The sequence below is a fragment of the Williamsia maris genome (assembly GCF_024171815.1).
Classification (GTDB): domain Bacteria; phylum Actinomycetota; class Actinomycetes; order Mycobacteriales; family Mycobacteriaceae; genus Williamsia_A; species Williamsia_A maris.
Genome location: NZ_JAMTCJ010000003.1, coordinates 430248 through 448686 on the forward strand (window position 1 = coordinate 430248; position 18439 = coordinate 448686).

Sequence of the window (18439 nt, forward strand, 5' to 3'; positions counted from 1 at the left end):
GACGTCACTGCTGCGGCAGGGCCTGCGCGACGGTGGTCGCCAGCGCCAGGGCCTGTTTCGCCCACGCGGCATCCGCGCCGGCCAGCCCGCACGCCGGGGTGATGATCATCTGATCGGCGAACACCTCGTGTGACAGCCCGATCGTGTCGATGATCTCGGTGACGGAGGCGACGACGTGCTCGGCCGGCAGTTCGCGCCCCGGATCGGTCGACGGGACCGCACCGAGTGCGACCACCGAACCGCCGTCGAGGAACTCACCGAGCCCGTCGAGGTTCGCCGAGCGCACATGGGCCATGTCCAGCGACACGCCCCACAGCTTGGTCTGCGCGACGGTGTGCCAGGGGAAGCGATCACCGCAGTGGTGCAGCAGCACCGGACCGCCGACGACGTCGATGAGTGCGTCGATGTGCTCGGCGACGACCTGCGAGGGCACCGGGTTGATCACGTCGAGACGACTCAGCGGCGCGATGCTGCCCTCGATGACGCGGTCGAGCAGAGGTTCGTCGAACTGCACGAGCACCTGCGCGCCGAGCCTCCGACGGATCTCCGCGGCGTGCGTCGCGGCACCCTCGGCGATCGAGTCGACCAGATCCGACCAGGCCCCGCGATCGTGCAAGGCCTTGTGTCCGCCGCCGATCTCCACCGACGCGGCCAGCGTGAAGGGCCCACACAGCTGCACCTTCACCCAGCGGTCCGGGCCGCCGAGCCCGCGGGTCTCCCAGATCTCCTCGAGCGCGTCGATGTCGATGCGCAGCATGTCCCGCGCCCCGCGACCCATGGTCGAACCACCGGAGCGCAGCCGGTAGCCCGACGGCGTGACGTCCATGGGCATGTCGACGAGCAGGGCGGCGCTGCGACCGATCATGTCGGCCCCGAGTCCGCGTGCGGGTAGTTCGGGCAGGTGGACGAGGCCGACCTCGCCGGCGATGATCTCGGCCGCGGCGCGCGCGTCGGTTCCGGGCATCGAGCCGACGCCGGTGGCCACCCCGGTGGGGGGCAGGTCGGTCGGATCCGTCACGCGGCTGCGATTCGGCCGCAGCCGAGAACGACGTCACCGTCGGAGGGGTCGAGCCGGTAGAGCACCGCGGCCTGCCCGCGGGCGACGCCGGTCAGCGGCTCGGACAGTTCGATCCGGATCCGGGTGCCGTCGTCGACGGCCCGGGCGCGGGCGCGCGCTAGACCACCGTGGGCGCGGACCTGCACGGTGCAGTCGAGGTCCTCGGTCGGGACCGTTCCCGATGTCCAGACCGCGCGGTCGGCGGTGATGGACCAGACGTCGAGATCTTCGGCCGGGCCGACGGTGACGACCGACGTCTCCGGGTCGATGCCGGTGACGTAGCGGGGACGGCCGTCGGCGGCGGGGGCCTCGATGCCGAGGCCCTTGCGCTGTCCGATCGTGAACCCGTGCACCCCGTCGTGTTCGGCGAGGGCGACACCGCTCGAGGCGTCGACGACCATGCCGGGGCGGACGCCGATGCGGGCGCCGAGGAACGCGCGGGTGTCGCCGGTCGGGATGAAGCAGATGTCGTGCGAGTCGGGCTTCTCGGCGACCGACAGCCCGCGACGTGCCGCCTCGGCCCGGATCTCGGACTTCGGGGTGTCACCGATGGGGAACATCGCGCGCGAGAGTTGTCGGGCGGTCAACACCGCGAGGACGTACGACTGATCCTTGTCCTCGTCGACCGCACGTCGGAGTTCACCGTCGACCAGGCGCGCGTAGTGGCCGGTGGCCACCGCGTCGAACCCGAGGGCGATGGCCCGCTCGGCGAGGGCGGAGAACTTGATCTTCTCGTTGCACGACAGGCACGGGTTGGGGGTCTCCCCCGCGGCGTAGGCGCTGACGAACTCGTCGATGACGTCTTCTTTGAACCGGTCGGCGAAATCCCAGACGTAGAAGGGGATGCCGAGGATGTCGGCGACCCGCCGGGCGTCGCCCGCGTCCTCCTTCGAGCAACACCCGCGGCTGCCGGTGCGCAGTGCGCCCGGGGCGGTGGACAGGGCGAGGTGTACGCCGACGACGTCGTGTCCGGCGTCCACCGCGCGTGCGGCGGCCACCGCGGAGTCGACGCCACCGCTCATCGCGGCCAGGATGCGCATCAGCGGTCCCCCGCCGAGACGCTGGCCATGCCCGCGGTGCGGGCACGGTCGACGACCTCGCCGATGACGGTGGCGACGCGGTCCACGTCGGCCTCGGTGGTCGACGGGGCGAGGCTGAAACGCAGACTGCTGCGGGCGTCCGGGGTGGACATGCCCATCGCGATGAGGACATGGCTGGCCTGGGCGACACCGGCGGTGCAGGCCGAGCCGGTGGAACACTCGATCCCGTTGGCGTCGAGCAACATCAGCAGCGAGTCCCCCTCGCAACCGATGAAGGACACATGCGCGTTGCCGGGAAGCCGACGAGAACCCAACGGGCCGTTGACGATGCAGCCCTCGGTGTCCATGAGGGCGCTGAGCAGGCGGTCGCGTAGTGCCGCGACGCGGTGCATCGAGTCGTCGAGCTCGTCGACCGACTGCGTCAGGGCGGCGGCCATGCCGACGGCCGCGGCCGCGTCGGGTGTACCGGAGCGGACATCGCGTTCGTGCCCGCCGCCGTGCAACAGCGGTGCGCAGTCGACATCGCGACGCAGCAGCAACGCACCCGCGCCGTGGGGACCGCCGAACTTGTGTCCGGCGAGGCTCAGCGCGGACAGTCCGCTGGCGGCGAAGTCGACCGGGATGTGTCCGACGGCCTGGATGGCGTCGGTGTGCATGGGGACCGCGAACTCGGCGGCGATCGCGGCGAGCTCGGTGATCGGCTGGATCGACCCGACCTCGTTGTTGGCCCACATGACCGACACCAGGGCGGTGTCGGAGGCGTGGGCGGCGAGCTCGGCCCGCAGATCGGCGGGGTCGACGAACCCGTCGGAGTCGACCGGCAGCAGCACGAGGTCGGCCTCGCCGCGATCGGCCAGCCACTGCGCGGGGTCGATGACCGCGTGGTGTTCCACCGAGGAGATGACGATGCGTCGCCGACGGGGGTCACCGGCGCGGCGGGCCCAGAAGATCCCCTTCACGGCCAGGTTGTCGCTCTCGGTGCCGCCTGCGGTGAAGATGACCTCGGACGGACGGGCGCCCACCGCGGCGGCGATCGACTCGCGCGCCTCCTCGAGGTGTCGACGGGCTCGGCGGCCGGATCCGTGCAGGGATGCGGCGTTGCCCGGATCGCCCAGGATGCGCGTCATCGCCTCGACGGCGCGGGGCAGCATGGCTGTCGACGCGGCGTGATCGAGGTAGACGGTGGGACGGCCGATGGGCGTCCGATCGGTGGTGGGCATGGTGTAGCCAGGATAACGTCCGGGACACCATCGACAATTCCGCGGCGTGCTCAGCCCGCCAGTGACAGCCCGTGCACGCCCTCGTTCACGGTGGGCAGCGGCGGGAGCACCATCGGCCCGAAGACCAGGCGTTCGCATCGCCGGGCGAGTTCCCGACGGTCCGGACCCGGCAGCTGCAGCTCGTGCACCCGGACCCGCACACTCAGCCCGGTGGCCGAGATCACCCGCCGCATCGTGTCGAGCAGGTCGTCGTCACCGATGAAACTCGCGGCGGTGGACACCTCGTCCCCGGGCCCACGGAACCCGACGTGCATCGGGATCACCGGGACCGCTGCGTCGACGGCCGCCTGGAACATGGCCGGTCGGAAGGTCCCGCCGGTGCGTCCACACCACGTGGTGCCCTCGGGGAACACCCCGACGGCGTCGTCGGAGTGCAGTCCGGCGACCGCGGCGTCCACGGTGCCCGGCAGCGACCGCAACGACTCTCGGTCGATGCCGATGACCCCGAGTCGCCGTGCCAGCGTCCCGACGACCGGCCACGCGAGGAGCTCGGACTTGGCGACGAACCGGGCAGGCACGACCGACGCGATGGCCAGGATGTCGAGGAACGAGGTGTGGTTGGCGACGATGAGGCCGGCTCCCCTGCCGACGAACGGCCGGCGGTCGTCGACCTGCACCGCGATGCCCAGCGCCGCGAGCAGGGACCGCGCGGCATGGCGGGTGAACCGGCGCCGTACCGGGCGCGGCAGGGCCGTGACGATCGCCCCGGCGGGGACGAGACGGCAGATGGTCGCCACGACCCGCAGGAGCCGGATGGCGGTCCGTACGCGGTCGTGTGTGCGAGCCGTGGCGGGCACGCAACTCGCATCGCACGGGCTGACGGGGAACCAGGCGTGGGCGCGCCGGGTGGGCGCGGTGTCGACGAGGGTCATCTAGGCCTCCGCGGCGTCGGCGGCCGAGCGCAGTCGGTCGAGGTATCGGGTGTTGGCCTGCTGCTTGTCGATGATCGTGACGAAGTCGGCGACGCCGAACACGAGGTCGTGGGCGGGCTCGCCGCAGATCTGCGCCCCGATCCGCAGGTAGCCGCGCAGCAGCGGCGGCAGCGCCGGCCGGGAGGGCGGAGCGATGTCGTCGAGTCCACGCCCGTCGATGTCGACAGGGGTACGCGGATGAACCTCCCAGGGCGCGCGGTGGCGGTCGCGGACGAGATCGCGGATGCCCCGGATGTGGGCGCCGGGTGCGGTGCCGTCGCCGATGTCGACGGGCACCGAGGTGCACCCGACGGCGTAGCGGTGGCCGGTGTCGTCGAGGTAGCGCAGGATCCCCGACCACATCAGGGCCATCACCGAGCCCGAGCGGTGTTCGACCGCCACACACGCCCGGCCCATCTCGACGGTCTGCGGGGCGATGGGGTCGAGTTCGGCGAGGTCGAACTCGGTGGCGGTGTAGAGGCCGCCCGCGGCGATGGCTCCCGTCGGCGGGAGCATCCGGTAACAGCCGACCACCTCGTCGGTGTCGTTGCGGCGGACGATCAGGTGGTCGCAGAAGTCGTCGAAACGATCCGCGTCCCGACCGTCGGTCACGCCGGCCATCGCCGACGCGAACCCCGGCTCCCGGGAGAACACCGCGAATCGCAGGCGCTGCGCCGCGACGATGTCACGCGGGTCGGCGGTGAGATGAAGGCTGTAGGTCGGTCCGGTGATGAGCGGACGCGCTGCGCTCGGCGGGGTCGGGAGGGGTCGATCGGCCAGCAGTGAGTTGGTCATGGCCACAGGTGTAGTGGCCGATTCGGACAGCACTGCAGCGGCACGGTGTCGTGTCGATGGAGGCGTGATGAACTCCCCCGGCCAGGGTGAACCGGGCCCGACACGCACATGACCCCCGGGAGATCCCGGGGGTCATGTGGTCGTTCAGGTCGTGCTGGAACTCACTTGCGCTTGTTGACGGCCTCGGTGAGCTGGGGTGCGACGTCGAACAGGTCGCCGACGATGCCGAAGTCGGCGATCTCGAAGATCGGCGCCTCCTCGTCCTTGTTCACCGCGACGATGGTCTTCGAGGTCTGCATGCCCGCACGGTGCTGGATGGCGCCGGAGATACCGAGGGCCACGTACAGCTGAGGCGACACGGTCTTGCCGGTCTGACCCACCTGGAACTGGCCCGGGTAGTACCCGGAGTCGACCGCTGCGCGCGAGGCGCCCACGGCGGCACCGAGCGAGTCGGCGAGATCCTCGACGACCGAGAACTTCTCGGCGCTGCCGACACCGCGTCCACCGGAGACGACGATCGACGCCTCGGTGAGCTCGGGGCGGTCGCCACCGACGATGGGCTCGATCTTGGTGATCTTGACGGCGTTCTCGGCCGCGGCCGGGACCTCGACGTCGACGCGCTCGCCTGCACCGGCCTGCGGCTCGGCCTCCACTGCGCCCGGACGGACGGAGTAGATGGGCACGTCACCCTTGGCGGTGGCGTCGACGGTGAACGCGCCACCGAAGATCGAGTGCACCGCGCTGCCATCGGAGTTCAGGCCGACCACGTCGTAGAGGATGCCGGATCCGAGACGGACCGCGAGGCGACCGGAGATCTCCTTGCCGTCGGCGTTCGCCGCGACGATGACGCCGGCGGGCGAGGCCTGCTCGACAACCGCGGCGAGGACGTCGACGCGGGGGCTGATCAGGTAGTTCTCGACGTCGTCGGACTCGGCGACGTAGATCTTCTCGGCACCGGCCTCGGTGAGGCCGGCGATCAGCGCGTCGGCGTTGCCGGGCTTGCCGACGACGACGACGGACGGGGTACCCAGTGCACGTGCTGCCGTGATCAGTTCGCCGGTGACCTTCTTCAGTCCACCCTCTGCGTCCTGCTCGGCAAGAATCAAAACTTCAGCCATGATTTCTACGCTCCTCAGATGATCTTCTGTCCGACAAGGTATTCGGCGACCTTCGTGCCGCCGTCACCTTCATCGGTCACGCGCTCGCCCGCGGTCTTGGGCGGCTTCGGGGTGGACGAGGTGACCGAGGAACCTGCGTTCTCGAGGCCCACGTCCGACGGCTCGACACCGATCTCGGCGAGCGAGAGGACCTGTACTTCCTTCTTCTTCGCCGCCATGATCCCCTTGAACGAGGGGAATCGGGGCTCGTTGATCTTCTCGGTCACGCTCACGATGGCAGGCAGCGTGGCCTCGACGTGGGTGATGCCCTCGTCGGTCTCGCGCTCGCCGGTGAGGGTCTCGCCCTCGACGGTGAGCTTGCGCAGGTGCGTCAGGTGCGGGAGCTCGAGGTACTCGGCGATCATGGCCGGCACCGCGCCGCCACGTCCGTCGGTGGCCTCGTTGCCCGCGATGACGAGCTCGACACCCTCGACGGTGCCCAGCGCACGTGCGAGCACGTATGCGGTCTGGACCGAGTCGGAGCCGTGCATCAGGTCGTCCTTGATGTGGATGGCCTTGTCGGCACCCATGGACAGAGCCTTGCGGATAGCGTCGGATGCGCGCTCGGGTCCGGCGGACAGGATCGTCACCTCGCCCCCGCTCGCCTCCTTGATCTGGAGCGCCTCTTCGACAGCGCGCTCGTTGATCTCGTCGAGCACCGCGTCGGCTGCTTCACGGTCCAGCGTGTAGTCACCATCGGAGAGCTTGCGCTCGGACCAGGTGTCTGGAACCTGCTTGATCAATACGACAGTGTTCGTCATGGTCCTCATCGACCTCCTGCTTGGGGTTCGTCAACTTACCGCCCGGTAAGGATAAGCGTTCCATTCCACTTTAACCCCAACCAGGGGCCTGATTGACACCCGTTCCATGCCAGGTCCGGAGGTGGCCATGACGCTGATCACAACGTCGGCCACTAGGCTCCCGGGGATGATCAACCCAACCGAGCGCCCGGAGTCGACACAGGGGCCCACCCTCGTGCTCACCGGCGAACGCACCGCGCCGGGGATCGCCGAGGAGAACTACTGGTTCCGGCGACATGAAGTGGCCTACGAGCACATCCTCGCGATCTGTACCGACCGTGACGTGCTCGAAGCCGGATCCGGCGAGGGGTACGGAGCGGACATGCTCGCCGATGTCGCGCGGAGCGTGGTGTGCGTCGACTACGACGCCACCGCCGTCGCCCACACCCGGGCCCGGTATCCGCGACTGAGCATCGAACAGGGCAATCTGATCGACCTCCCGTTGGCCGATGCGAGCGTCGACGTGGTGGTCAATTTTCAGGTGATCGAGCACCTGTGGGATCAGCCACAATTCGTCCGGGAATGCGCGCGGGTCCTGCGCCCGGGTGGGGTGCTGCTGATGAGCACACCGAACCGGATCACCTTCTCCCCCGGCCGCGACACCCCGCTGAACCCGTTCCACACCCGGGAGCTGTCGGCCACCGAACTCACCGAACTCCTCACCGACAACGGTTTCGCGGTCTCCGAGATGGCCGGCGTGCACCACGGCGCCGCGCTCCGCGCGCTCGACAAGCGCTGGGGCGGGTCGTTCATCGACGCGCAGATCCAGCGTGCGCTCGACGGTGAACCCTGGCCCACCGCGCTGACGGCCGACGTCGCGAGCATCCGGTCGACCGATTTCGAGATCCACCCCGACGACATCGAGGACAGCCTCGATCTGCTGGCCGTCGCGCTGAAGCCCTCCGAGCAGACATGACCGCCGACCGGGAGGTCCCCGGACAGTTCTCGATCGTTCTGCACTCCCACCTTCCGTGGCTCGCGAACCACGGACGGTGGCCGGTCGGCGAGGAGTGGCTCTACCAGTCCTGGGCCGGCTCCTACCAACCCCTGTTCGCGGCGTTCCGACGGCTGGCCGCCGACGGCCTCACCGGTCAGGTCAGTCTCGGTGTGACCCCGGTGCTCGCGGCGCAGCTCGACGATCCGCACTGCCTGGCGTCGATGTACGAGTGGCTCGCCTCCTGGCAGCTGCGCGCGCAGGAGGCCGCACTCGTACCCGGCGGGGGCTCGGCAGAACTCGGCAGGCGCGAGTACCGCGCCGCCGATGCCGCACTCGACGACTTCGAGACGCACTGGCGCCACGGCGGTTCCGGCGCCCTGCGGGCGCTCGTCGACGCCGGGACGGTGGAACTGCTCGGCGGTCCGCTCGCGCACTCGTTCGGACCGTTGCTCGATCCACGACTCCGACGCTTCGCCCTCGACGAGGGGCTGCACGACGCAGGCGTCCGCGTCGGCTCACGACCGCGGGGCATCTGGGCGCCGGAATGCGCCTTCGCCCCGGGGATGGAGACGGAGTACCGCGACGCCGGTGTCCGACATTTCATGGTCGACGGTCCGGCGTTGCGCGGTGACACCGCGCTGGGGCGCCCGGTCGGCGACAGCGGTGTCGTCGCCTTCGGGCGCGACCTCGACATCAGCTACCGGGTGTGGTCGCCGCGATCGGGGTATCCGGGCCACGGCGCGTACCGGGATTTCCACACCTACGACCATCATTCGGGTCTCAAGCCCGCCCGGGTCACCGGCCGGTCGGTGCCCGGGGACCAGAAGGCACCGTACGAACCGGAGCGGGCGCAGCGCGCGCTGGCGGTCCACGTCGAGGACTTCGTCATGCGGGTGCGCGAGCGACTGATCAGCGAGTCCGATCGGATCGGCCGGCCGGCCCTCGTGGTCGCGGCCTTCGACACCGAACTGTTCGGACACTGGTGGTTCGAGGGTCCGCAGTGGCTCGAGGCCGTGTTGCGGCGCCTGCCCGAGGTCGGCGTCTCCGTCGGCACCCTCGCCGACGCCCACGACGCCGGATTCGTCGGTGCCCCGGTCGATCTCGAGCGTTCCTCGTGGGGGTCGGGCAAGGACTGGCGGGTATGGGACGGGCCCGCGGTCTCGGATCTGGTGGCCCTCAACTCCGACGTGGTCCGTTCCGCGTTGGACACCGTGGCCAAGCGCCTCGACACCCGCGGCGTCGGCCGTGACCGGGTGTCCGATCAGATCCTGCGCGAGGCGCTGCTGACCGTGTCGTCGGACTGGGCGTTCATGGTGTCGAAGGAATCGGCGGCAGGCTACGCACGCGAGCGGGCGTTCAAGCACGCACACGCCACGCGCGAGATCTGTTGGGCCGCAGACGCCGGTCGTGACGGCACGGCCACGCGTCTCGCCGACGGTTGGCACCGCGCCGACACCCTCTTCCCCGGGCTCGATGCCCGCCGCATCCGACGGCACGACTTCTCATGAAGATTCTTGTGGTGTCGTGGGAGTACCCGCCGGTCGTCGTCGGCGGTCTCGGCCGACACGTGCACCATCTCGCCGTCGAGCTCGCTGCCCTGGGCAACGAGGTCGTCGTGCTCACCCGCACACCGACCGGATCCGACGCGGTGACGCACCCGTCGTCGGACGAGGTGGTCGAGGGGGTGCGGGTCGTCGCCGCGGCGGAGGATCCCCCTGCCTTCGATTTCGCGCAGGACATGATGGCCTGGGTTCTGGCCATGGGGCACAGCATGATCCGATCGGGACTGCGGATCCGATCCGCCACCGGCGAGCCGTGGGTACCCGATGTCGTACACGCCCACGACTGGCTGGTCGCGCACCCCGCCGTCGCCCTGGCCGAGTTCCACGACGTGCCCCTGGTGGCCACGATCCACGCCACCGAGGCGGGTCGCCACAGCGGCTGGGTCAGTGGTCGGGTCAATCGGCAGGTGCACTCGGTGGAGTGGTGGCTCGCCGCCGAGGCCGACGCCCTCATCACGTGTTCGGCGTCGATGCACGACGAGGTGACCCGGCTGTTCGGGCCCGATCTCGCCGAGATCCACACCATCCACAACGGGATCGACATCACCACCTGGCCGTTCCGGCCACGCCGCGTCAACACCGGGCCGGCCACCCTGCTCTACGCCGGGCGTCTGGAGTACGAGAAGGGCATCCAGGACGCCATCGCGGCGCTGCCCCGTATCCGGCGGACCCATCCGGGGACGACGTTGATCATCGCCGGCGACGGAACCCAGGAGACCTGGCTCCGCGAACTGGTCCGCACGCACCGCGTGACCAGGGCGGTCACGTTCGCCGGTCCCGTCGGACACGACGGGCTGGTGACGCTCATGCAGGCCTGCGACGCGATCGTCCTACCGAGCCGCTACGAGCCGTTCGGCATAGTGGCGCTCGAGGCCGCGGCCACCGGCGCTCCCCTGGTGACCTCGACGGCGGGCGGACTCGGCGAGGCGGTCACCGACGGGGTGACCGGGTTGTCGTTCGCCGCGGGTGACGTGGCCGGGCTCGCCGCCGCGGTTCGCGGGGTCCTCGCCGATCCCGTTGCGGCACAACAGCGCGCGGTCAACGCACGGGACCGTCTCACCGCCGAGTTCTCCTGGGAGCTCGTGGCCGAACGCACCGCAGGCGTCTATCTCTCCGCCAAGCGACGGGTGCGCCAGCCGCTGGGACGGCCCGTCATCGTCGAGCGCCCCCTCCCCGATCGTGACCTCTCCGGCGGCCTCGACTGACGAGGTGGGCCGCTAGATTGGCCCCATGAGCCCCGACATCGACACCTCCACGCCCGTACTCGTCACCGGTGCCACCGGCTACGTCGCCGGATGGCTGATCAAGGATCTGCTCGCCGCCGGTGTCACCGTGCACGGCACCGTCCGCGATCCCGACAACACCGCGAAGGTCGCGCATCTGACCGCGCTGGCCGACTCGTCGCCGGGCACCCTGCGTCTGTTCCGCGCGCAACTGCTCGAGGACGGCTCGTTCGACGAGGCGATGGCGGGCTGCGGCATCGTCTTCCACACCGCGTCGCCCTTCACGTCGGACTTCGACGACGCTCAGCGCGATCTGGTCGATCCGGCCGTCGAGGGCACCCGCACGGTGCTCGAGTCGGCCGACCGGACCGAGTCGGTCACCCGGGTGGTGCTGACCAGCTCGGTCGCCGCGATCTACACCGACACCGTCGACTGCGCGGACGCCGGCGGCACGCTGACCGAGCAGAACTGGAACACCTCGGCGTCGCTCGACTACGAGCCCTACAACCTGTCGAAGACGTTGGCCGAGAAGAAGGCCTGGGAGATCGCCGACGCTCAGTCGCGCTGGACGCTCGTGGTCATCAACCCGTCGCTGGTCATCGGGCCGGCGCTGGGGCCGGCCCCGACGTCGGAGAGTTTCGCCATCGTCAGCCAGCTCGGCAACGGGATGATGGCGCTCGGTGCCCCGCGGATCAAGATCGGCGTGGTCGACGTCCGCGAGGTCGCCGCGGCGCACGTCAACGCCGCCTACCTGCCCGAGGCCGAGGGGCGACACATCCTGTCCGCTGCGAACACCGATCTGCTCGAGATGGGCCGCGCCCTGCTCCCCCGATTCGGGTGGCGCCGTCCGCTGCCGCGTTTCCCGCTGCCCATCCCGCTGCTGGTCGCCGTGGCACCCCTCGTCGGACGTGACCGACGGTTCGTCAAGCGGTGCTCGGGACGACCACTGCGACTGGACAACTCCAAGAGCCGCAGCGCCCTCGGGATCTCGTACCGGCCGATGCAGGAGTCGTTGGAGGAGATGTTCGCGACGATGCTCGACGCCGGTCAGGTGAAGCTGTTGCGCTAGGCGACCGAGAGTCGGGCGCGCTCAGGCGGAGTGGTCGCGGCCGGGTAGCGCGGCCTTCTTGCGTTCGATGTCGGCGAGCGCGCGCTCGAGCTCGGCGCGTTCGGCGGCGTTGGACGCCCACGCGTCCATCCGGTTCTTGACCACGCGGGCGGGCGCGCCGACGGCGATGGAGTAGTCACCGATCTCGCCCTTGACCACGGCGTGCGAGCCGAGGACGCATCCCCGACCGACGATCGTGTTGCGCAGGACCGACACCTTGGTCGCGACCCAGGTGTCGGCGCCGATCCGGACCGGTCCCTTGACGATGCCCTGATCCTTGATGGGCAGGGTGATGTCGTCCATCTTGTGGTCGAAGTCGCAGACGTAGCACCAGTCGGCCATCAGGGTCGATGCGCCGATCTCGATGTCGAGATAGGCGTTGATGACGTTGTTCTCGCCGAGGACCACCTTGTCGCCGATGCGCAACGATCCCTCGTGGCAGCGGATCGAGTTGCCGTCGCCGATGTGCACCCACCGACCGATCTCCAGCCGTGAGAGCTGCGGCGTGGCGTGGATCTCGACGTTCTTGCCGAGGAAGACCATGCCCCGCAGGACCACATGCGGGTTTGCGGTGCGGAAGCGCCAGAGGCGGAGGTAGCGGATCAGATACCAGGGCGAATAGGCCCGGTGGCTGATCACCCAGCGGAGCGAGTCACGGGTGATGAACCGCGCCTGAGCAGGATCGCGGCGCCGGCCGGCGCGAAGGCGCGAACGCAGTGATGCGTTCCACATGCTCGTCATGGGCTCACACGATAACCGACCCACCTCCGGTGCCGGATTCATCGGTGCGCTCGCGATAGGCTCACCGGTGTTCATCGACGTTCAGGAGCACCATGCGGCGCACGACTACGCGACGATCCGGCCGGGTCGGAGTGGTGGCACGCGCAGCTCTGCTCGCCGTCATCGCGGCGGTGGCCATCAGTTCCTGCTCGGACGGCACCGACGACGTGCGATCGGTGGCCAGCGCCGGGTGGTCCAGCTACGGCGGTAACGCCGCCAACTCGAACTTCGCCTACCCGACGTCGCCGGACGAGCTCGCGTTGTCGTGGACCCGCCCCACCGGCGGACCGATCTCCGCGCCCATCACGATCTCGAGCCGCTACAACATCGGCGTCACCTCCCGCACCGCCGCCGGGTGCAACACCTTCGTGTTGGACTCCCGCGCCGGTCGGAAGAACTTCTGCCGCAGGCTCGGTGTCGGAGCCGAACTCAACTCGATGCTCGTCGACCAGTTCGAGAACATCTACATCGGTGAGGCCGGACAGTTCTACGCCCTCAACGGCGGCGGCGCGGTCCGCTGGAAGTTCGCGACCGTCGGCGTCCCGGTGTCGGCGAAATTCGCGGCCAAGGGTGTCGTCCTCATGGTGACCAACCAGGGCCAGATCCTGCTCCTCAACGCGCAGACCGGTGAACCCGTCGCGCCGGGGATCGCCCTGCGGCCGAACGCCGATCCCACTCAGCCCGCGTTCGGTCTCGGCGACTGCGTCACCGCGGGCCCGAACTGCCCCGTCCCCGCGAGCCCCGCCGTCGACGACGAGCGCGAGCAGTTCTACCTGAACTACTTCCCGGAGAACGCGATCGCCTCCGAGGTCCGGGCCATGCGGTACGACGAGGTCAAGGGGGCCCGCTCGATTCGGCAGAGCTGGGTCGCACAGATCCCCAGCGGCGTCATCGGTACCCCCACGCTGTCCGCCGACCGCAAGACCCTCTACGTGTTCGACCGCCTCGGCAGCATCTACGCGCTCGACGCCGAGACCGGGAAACGCAAGTGGGATTACTTCATCGGCGGCTACGGCTTCGGGACGATGTCGGTGTCGCCGGACGGCACGATCATCCCGACCGGCGTCATCGGTTCACCGTTGATCACGATCAAGGACCGTGGCGATCGGGCCGAGGCCGGCTGGCGTCGCAACGATCTGCAGACGGTCAGCCTGGCGACGAGTACCGCGGCGAAGACCGCCTGGGTGGTGGTCCGTGACCCGAACACCAAGGCGCTCAAGCTGCTCGAGGTGTCGGCCACCGACGGCTCGACCAAGCGCACTCTCGATCTGCCGCAGGCCGTCGGGTTCACGACCGGCGTCGCGGTGTCCCCCGGTGGTGACGTGGCCACGGCCACCAACCTCGGCGAGGTCTACTACTTCGCCCCGCCCAAGAAGTAAGGGCCTGCGGGTTCTGCGGTGATCCTCCCCGCGGTCCGCGACCCTCGTCTGGTGACCATCCGCCGGGGCGGGTCGCTGACCGACGCCGACCACCGCGCTCTTGCGCTGTGGTCGGCCGACTGCGCCGAGCATGTGCTGCCCCTGTTCGAACGCGAACAGACCTCCGACACGCGACCTCGTGACGCCATCGCGGCGGTTCGATCGTGGGCGACCGGGTCGCTGCCCATGATGGACTCCCGAGCTCGCGGCGGGCACGCCATGGGTGCGGCACGACCTCTCACGGGTGCCGCGCGTTTCGCTGCGTACGCAGCCGGTCAGGCCGCCTGCGTCGCGCATGTTCCCGAGCACGACCTCGGTGCGGCGGCGTACGCCATCAAGGCCGCGATGGCGGCCGGTCCGACCGACGACCCGGCCGAGGTGCGGTTGGCCGAACGCGACTGGCAGCGGGCGCAGCTACCAGTCCATTTGCGCAGCCTGGTGTTCGACGACCAGGCCCGCCGGAACAGCATCTGCTGGAATTTGTTCAATTCATGACTCCGAATCACCCACGCCGACCAAGGGGTGCATAGACCGCCGGACGTCGTGGCCAGTTGACGTCGGTGGTGATGGTGGGTCGCGGTATGCGTTTCACGAGGTGATACGCAATCTGATGTTCGATCCCCGCCGACGGTGGCCGTTGGGGTGCAACCGGACTCGACCAGGGATCCTCGTCGGGGGTGGTGACGGGCAGGCTATCGGATTGGCCCCACGGGGAGTCTGGTGCGATGTCGGCAGTGGCCGGTTCCGTGTTCGAGGTGGTCTCACCGGTGTCGGCCCATGGGTCATCGACGGGTCGCGTGTCAGGGGTGCACGGTTCGCCCCATGGGCCGGGCGTGACCTGGCTGTGCCCGTCGAGGAGGTCGCGGATGCGGTGTCGGTGGTTGGCGTGTAATTGGTCGGGTGGGTCGGTGTTGCGGCGCCAGCCGTATCTGCCGCGGTCGGGTCCGGTGGTGATTTTTTCGGTGGTCCATTGGTCGGGTTTGGGTCCGACGGCCCGGTTGTGGGGTCCGCATGCGGGGGCGAGCTGGTTGGCGTCGGTGGTGCCGCCGTCGGCCCAGTCTTTGTCGGCGTGGTGGATTTCGCTGTGTGCGAACGGGGTCGGGCAGTCGGTTGCCCCGCATCCCCCGTATTGGGCGAAGAGGATGAATCGTTGCGCTTGGGATGCCAATCGGTGGGCTCGGCCGAGGAACAGTGGTTCGCCGGTGTGGTCGTCGAACACCGCCAGATGCATCTGCGCGTTCGCGGCGAGGGTGAGGACGTCGCTGATGGGCAGATCGGTGCCGGTCGCGGTGTGGGCGACCCCGGCCCGTTCGCGGAGCTGTTGTTCGGTGATGGAGATGATGATGTGCGGTGGCAGACCACGATGGCTGGCGCCGAGGAGGCCGCCGTCGGCTGCGCACTGCAGCAGGGCTTTCAACGCGTCGTGGTTGCGTTGCGCCACCGACCGCGAATCCCGATCAGCGGCCTCCCGCAGCAGATCTGCGTCGATGTCGGCGTGGTCTCCGCGTGGGGATGACTCGTCGTCGGGGTTGTTCATCCCGGGTGCCGCCCACGCCGCGAGCACCACCTCGAACAGTGCCCGCGTCGTCGGGTCCAGGGTTCCGGAGAGTGTCGACATCAACTGCGCGTCCTGGGATCCGAGGGACAGTTTCCGGTGGCGGGCGCGGTCACGGTCGTCGGTCAGGGTGCCGTCGGGGTCGAGGTAGGCCAGGATCCGGACCCCGAGCTGGGTGATCTCCCGTGGGGTCAACCGGCGGGCTTCGGTGGCGAGGGCGGATTCGGCTTTCGCTGTCTCGGCGGGGTCGACCGCGGCGGGAACTTTCGCGAGTACGTCGAGGATCGCATCGGCATGCTCGGCACCGAGGTGCCCGTCGGCCAGGCCTGCGGCGGTGTTCGGGGCGCGGGGTGGGAGGAGCTCACCGGTCATCGAATGCATCGCTTCGAGGTGTTGCACGGCGCGTAACCGTCTGCGCGGACGGGTGATCCGTAACCGGGTCGACAAGTAATCGGTCAGACTCTTCGACCCCGACACCCGGAACGCGTCCCGATCCGACACATCCAGGATCCGGCGGTTACCGATCGATTCCATCCGCCGCACCACCCGCTCATGCCGCTCGGCCAACTCCGCGACCACCGCATCACCACACGCATCCGACGACCCCGCCGCAATCTCATCCAGGAGCTGTTCGAGCGCAGCATAATTCGCCTCCAATACAGACACGGTATCGGTCTCAGACGTATCGGTGACGGTCACGAAGCACTCCTCCCCAGGCGCGGCTACCCCACCAGAGTATCACAGTATTCGAACACGTGTTCGAACAATCGAAGTCATCTCACTTACTCGGGGTGGTGACAAGCCGCTGACGGTGCGGAAAGCGCGCATCGAGTGTGCGTTGTTCGCAACGTATCTCGCGTGTCGTGGTCAGCACACTCGATGGCGCTTTCCACACAGTCAGCACGTGGGGATGCTTCCGCACAGTCAGCACGTTGCTGGCGCCCTCGTCACCGGCCCTGCCTTTCGACGAAGAGAGAGCCCCGCCGGCCACTACCTCGAGCTGATCACCCAGCCGTACATCTGATCCCGTCGGCATCTCGACGGGGGTCGATCACCGCCCCGTCCGCTACCCGGCGTAGAACAGCAGCAGTGCATGCGCGGGCTCGATGGCGTTGCCGATGTTGGCCGCGGCCAGGATGATCACACCGATCCCGACGATCGCAAGACACGCACTCGCCAGGGCTGTCGTGCGTCGGGTAGCTCGGTCCAACCGGGGTGTACGCACGAACGACCGCCCGATGACCACGCTGAACCCGACAGCGACGCAGGCGAGTACAAGCGCTGCCACCGCAAGCACGGCGTGGTAGGTGCCGAAGTCGGCGACCATGCGCGCAAGGGCCGGCCGCGATGTGTCGCCTGTGCGCAGTTGCTGCTCCACCTGCGCTTGCACCCGCCCCACGGCCGGATCATCGCTCGCCGACGGCACCACTGACAGCAGCGACGACAACGGCGCAACCGCACCCTGAACGTTGGCCATCAGCAGCAGTGCCGCGCCGAAGCCACCCGCGGTCGCTGTTGCTCCCGCCATGCCGGCCATGCGTCGGCGGCGGGTGGCGATCGCACTGTTCACAGTCGGCTTCCACAATCGAACCGCCAGCACTGTCAACACGATCAGCAGCAAGCCCGACAGAACGGCCTTGGCGACGTGATATCTCGTCCAGTACTGCACCAGGTCGTTCATCCCGGTCGGCACTGCCGTATCGCCCGTGTTCCAGAACGCGACGAAGTTGTCCCCGACGGCACGAGTCAACGCCGCGCTGCCGAAGAAACCTTCACCATGGCCGCCTCCGGCCAACCACACCGGCGCGACCACGAATGCGGTTCCGAGCAGCAGAGCGAGACCGGCAAGCATCCAGGACCCACGAGCCCGATCGTGCTCCACCCGCACTCCGTTCAACGAGATCTGCACCGCCACTCCTCATCCGAACCGATCTTCTCGTCGGTCACCGTTTCACAGCACTCACGATTCGGCTCGCGCGAAGCGCCTGCGGGTCGTCGGTCTGCACATCCCCTGTGCCGCTCGTGTATTCGTCGATCACCTCGGCGGCCGACCGGTCGTCAACATCTCCGAAGCCGAGGCCGGCCAGCTTCGCCCTGAGATCGGCCGGTGTGAAATAGCTGAACCAGGGCTCTCCGGCCGCCGCGAGACGATCCGCGCGCTCTCGAAGCCGCGACGCGTCCTCATCACCGGCCGGTGGTTGCAGATAGTCGAACACGACCTCGGACGGCCGTGCCTGACCGGCGATGTAGTCGAGCGTCGCATCGACCGCGTCCGCGGTCAGGTAATACACGACACCGAGCCATACGAAGACCGCCGGATCTGCCCGGCTCATCCCCGCCGACTCCAATTCGCCTGCCAAGAGGTCGGTCTCGAAGTCGACCGGCACGTAGGTCACCGTCTCGGGGACGACCATGTCGGCCTCGGCGAGACGGCGACGCTTCCATGCCTGAGTGGCGGGATGATCCACTTCGAACACCCGCAGCCCTGCATACGGATTCCGGAGCGCGAACGTGTCCATACCCGCACCGAGCACGACGACCTGACGCACACCCAGCTCCCAGGCCGCCGCGACACGGTCCTCGGCGACACGGGCTCGCGCAGCGAAGAACAGGCGCCGCGGCCGCCGCATCGCCCCACCACCGGGATCATCGTCGGACCGCTCTCCCATCGCAGACAGCTCCGCCGGCGTCACTCCGAGGATGCGAGCTGCGTACGGGTCGGTCAGGATGCGCGGACTGTCGACGATCTGGTGGTACGCACGGGCGAACGCGGTCGCGAGCGCCGTCCGACTGGGTCCCGAGTCGTCCATGCCTCG

The 18439-nt window shown here is 69.0% G+C and carries 17 protein-coding genes; 6 read left to right on the top strand and 11 right to left on the bottom strand.

What is annotated here, in order from left to right:
* Nucleotides 1-4 precede the first annotated feature (4 nt).
* From LX13_RS15385 to LX13_RS15415, 7 genes are all read right to left on the bottom strand, one after another.
* Nucleotides 5-1018, bottom strand: a complete 1014-nt coding sequence (locus LX13_RS15385; protein WP_253662182.1) for a uroporphyrinogen decarboxylase/cobalamine-independent methonine synthase family protein — start codon at nt 1016-1018, stop codon at nt 5-7.
* Complete coding sequence (gene mnmA / locus LX13_RS15390) at nt 1015-2097, bottom strand: tRNA 2-thiouridine(34) synthase MnmA (RefSeq protein ID WP_253662183.1); 1083 nt, start codon at nt 2095-2097, stop codon at nt 1015-1017. Before mnmA ends, LX13_RS15385 begins: the two co-directional genes overlap by 4 nt.
* Nucleotides 2097-3317, bottom strand: coding sequence for a cysteine desulfurase family protein (locus LX13_RS15395; protein ID WP_253662184.1), 1221 nt, complete (start codon nt 3315-3317; stop codon nt 2097-2099). The genes mnmA and LX13_RS15395 overlap by 1 nt, the downstream gene beginning before the upstream one ends.
* A 50-nt stretch (nt 3318-3367) precedes the next feature.
* Entirely contained in the window at nt 3368-4249 is an 882-nt protein-coding gene (locus tag LX13_RS15400) for a lysophospholipid acyltransferase family protein (RefSeq protein WP_253662185.1), read from the bottom strand.
* Nucleotides 4250-5083 (bottom strand): GNAT family N-acetyltransferase, encoded by an 834-nt coding sequence (locus LX13_RS15405; RefSeq protein WP_253662186.1) that lies wholly within the window; start codon nt 5081-5083, stop codon nt 4250-4252.
* Nucleotides 5084-5244: 161 nt separating this feature from the next.
* On the bottom strand, nt 5245-6201 hold the full coding sequence (locus LX13_RS15410) for an electron transfer flavoprotein subunit alpha/FixB family protein (RefSeq protein WP_253662187.1): 957 nt from the start codon (nt 6199-6201) through the stop codon (nt 5245-5247).
* Between the two features lie 14 nt (nt 6202-6215).
* Nucleotides 6216-7001, bottom strand: coding sequence for an electron transfer flavoprotein subunit beta/FixA family protein (locus LX13_RS15415; RefSeq protein WP_253662188.1), 786 nt, complete (start codon nt 6999-7001; stop codon nt 6216-6218).
* A gap of 166 nt (nt 7002-7167) precedes the next feature.
* Between LX13_RS15415 and LX13_RS15420 the strand changes: the two genes are divergently transcribed.
* From LX13_RS15420 to LX13_RS15435, 4 genes are read left to right on the top strand one after another with little or no spacing between them, the layout of a single operon-like run.
* Nucleotides 7168-7956 (top strand): class I SAM-dependent methyltransferase, encoded by a 789-nt coding sequence (locus LX13_RS15420; protein ID WP_253662189.1) that lies wholly within the window; start codon nt 7168-7170, stop codon nt 7954-7956.
* Nucleotides 7953-9485: a 1,4-alpha-glucan branching protein domain-containing protein gene (locus tag LX13_RS15425; protein WP_253662190.1), complete on the top strand. Its 1533-nt coding sequence runs from the start codon at nt 7953-7955 to the stop codon at nt 9483-9485. The genes LX13_RS15420 and LX13_RS15425 overlap by 4 nt, the downstream gene beginning before the upstream one ends.
* On the top strand, nt 9482-10744 hold the full coding sequence (locus LX13_RS15430) for a glycosyltransferase family 4 protein (RefSeq protein ID WP_253662191.1): 1263 nt from the start codon (nt 9482-9484) through the stop codon (nt 10742-10744). Before LX13_RS15425 ends, LX13_RS15430 begins: the two co-directional genes overlap by 4 nt.
* A 25-nt stretch (nt 10745-10769) precedes the next feature.
* Nucleotides 10770-11831: an NAD-dependent epimerase/dehydratase family protein gene (locus LX13_RS15435; RefSeq protein WP_253662192.1), complete on the top strand. Its 1062-nt coding sequence runs from the start codon at nt 10770-10772 to the stop codon at nt 11829-11831.
* Between the two features lie 21 nt (nt 11832-11852).
* Here the strand turns inward: LX13_RS15435 and LX13_RS15440 are convergent, their stop codons facing one another.
* Nucleotides 11853-12611: an acyltransferase gene (locus LX13_RS15440; RefSeq protein WP_253662193.1), complete on the bottom strand. Its 759-nt coding sequence runs from the start codon at nt 12609-12611 to the stop codon at nt 11853-11855.
* Between the two features lie 92 nt (nt 12612-12703).
* Between LX13_RS15440 and LX13_RS15445 the strand changes: the two genes are divergently transcribed.
* Together LX13_RS15445 and LX13_RS15450 are read left to right on the top strand one after the other, a co-directional pair.
* Entirely contained in the window at nt 12704-14029 is a 1326-nt protein-coding gene (locus tag LX13_RS15445; RefSeq protein WP_253662194.1) for a PQQ-binding-like beta-propeller repeat protein, read from the top strand.
* Nucleotides 14030-14047: 18 nt separating this feature from the next.
* Entirely contained in the window at nt 14048-14563 is a 516-nt protein-coding gene (locus LX13_RS15450; RefSeq protein WP_253662195.1) for a putative immunity protein, read from the top strand.
* Between the two features lie 7 nt (nt 14564-14570).
* On the opposite strand, the gene LX13_RS15455 is transcribed toward LX13_RS15450, so the two are convergent.
* The 3 genes from LX13_RS15455 to LX13_RS15465 form a co-directional block, all read right to left on the bottom strand.
* On the bottom strand, nt 14571-16322 hold the full coding sequence (locus LX13_RS15455) for an HNH endonuclease signature motif containing protein (RefSeq protein WP_308214753.1): 1752 nt from the start codon (nt 16320-16322) through the stop codon (nt 14571-14573).
* A 367-nt stretch (nt 16323-16689) separates the two neighbouring features.
* The gene (locus LX13_RS15460; RefSeq protein ID WP_253662197.1) at nt 16690-17436 is read right to left on the bottom strand and encodes a hypothetical protein; all 747 of its coding nucleotides are present in this window, start codon (nt 17434-17436) and stop codon (nt 16690-16692) included.
* 130 nt (nt 17437-17566) lie between these two features.
* Nucleotides 17567-18433: a class I SAM-dependent methyltransferase gene (locus LX13_RS15465; protein WP_253662198.1), complete on the bottom strand. Its 867-nt coding sequence runs from the start codon at nt 18431-18433 to the stop codon at nt 17567-17569.
* Between the last annotated feature and the right edge of the window lie 6 nt (nt 18434-18439).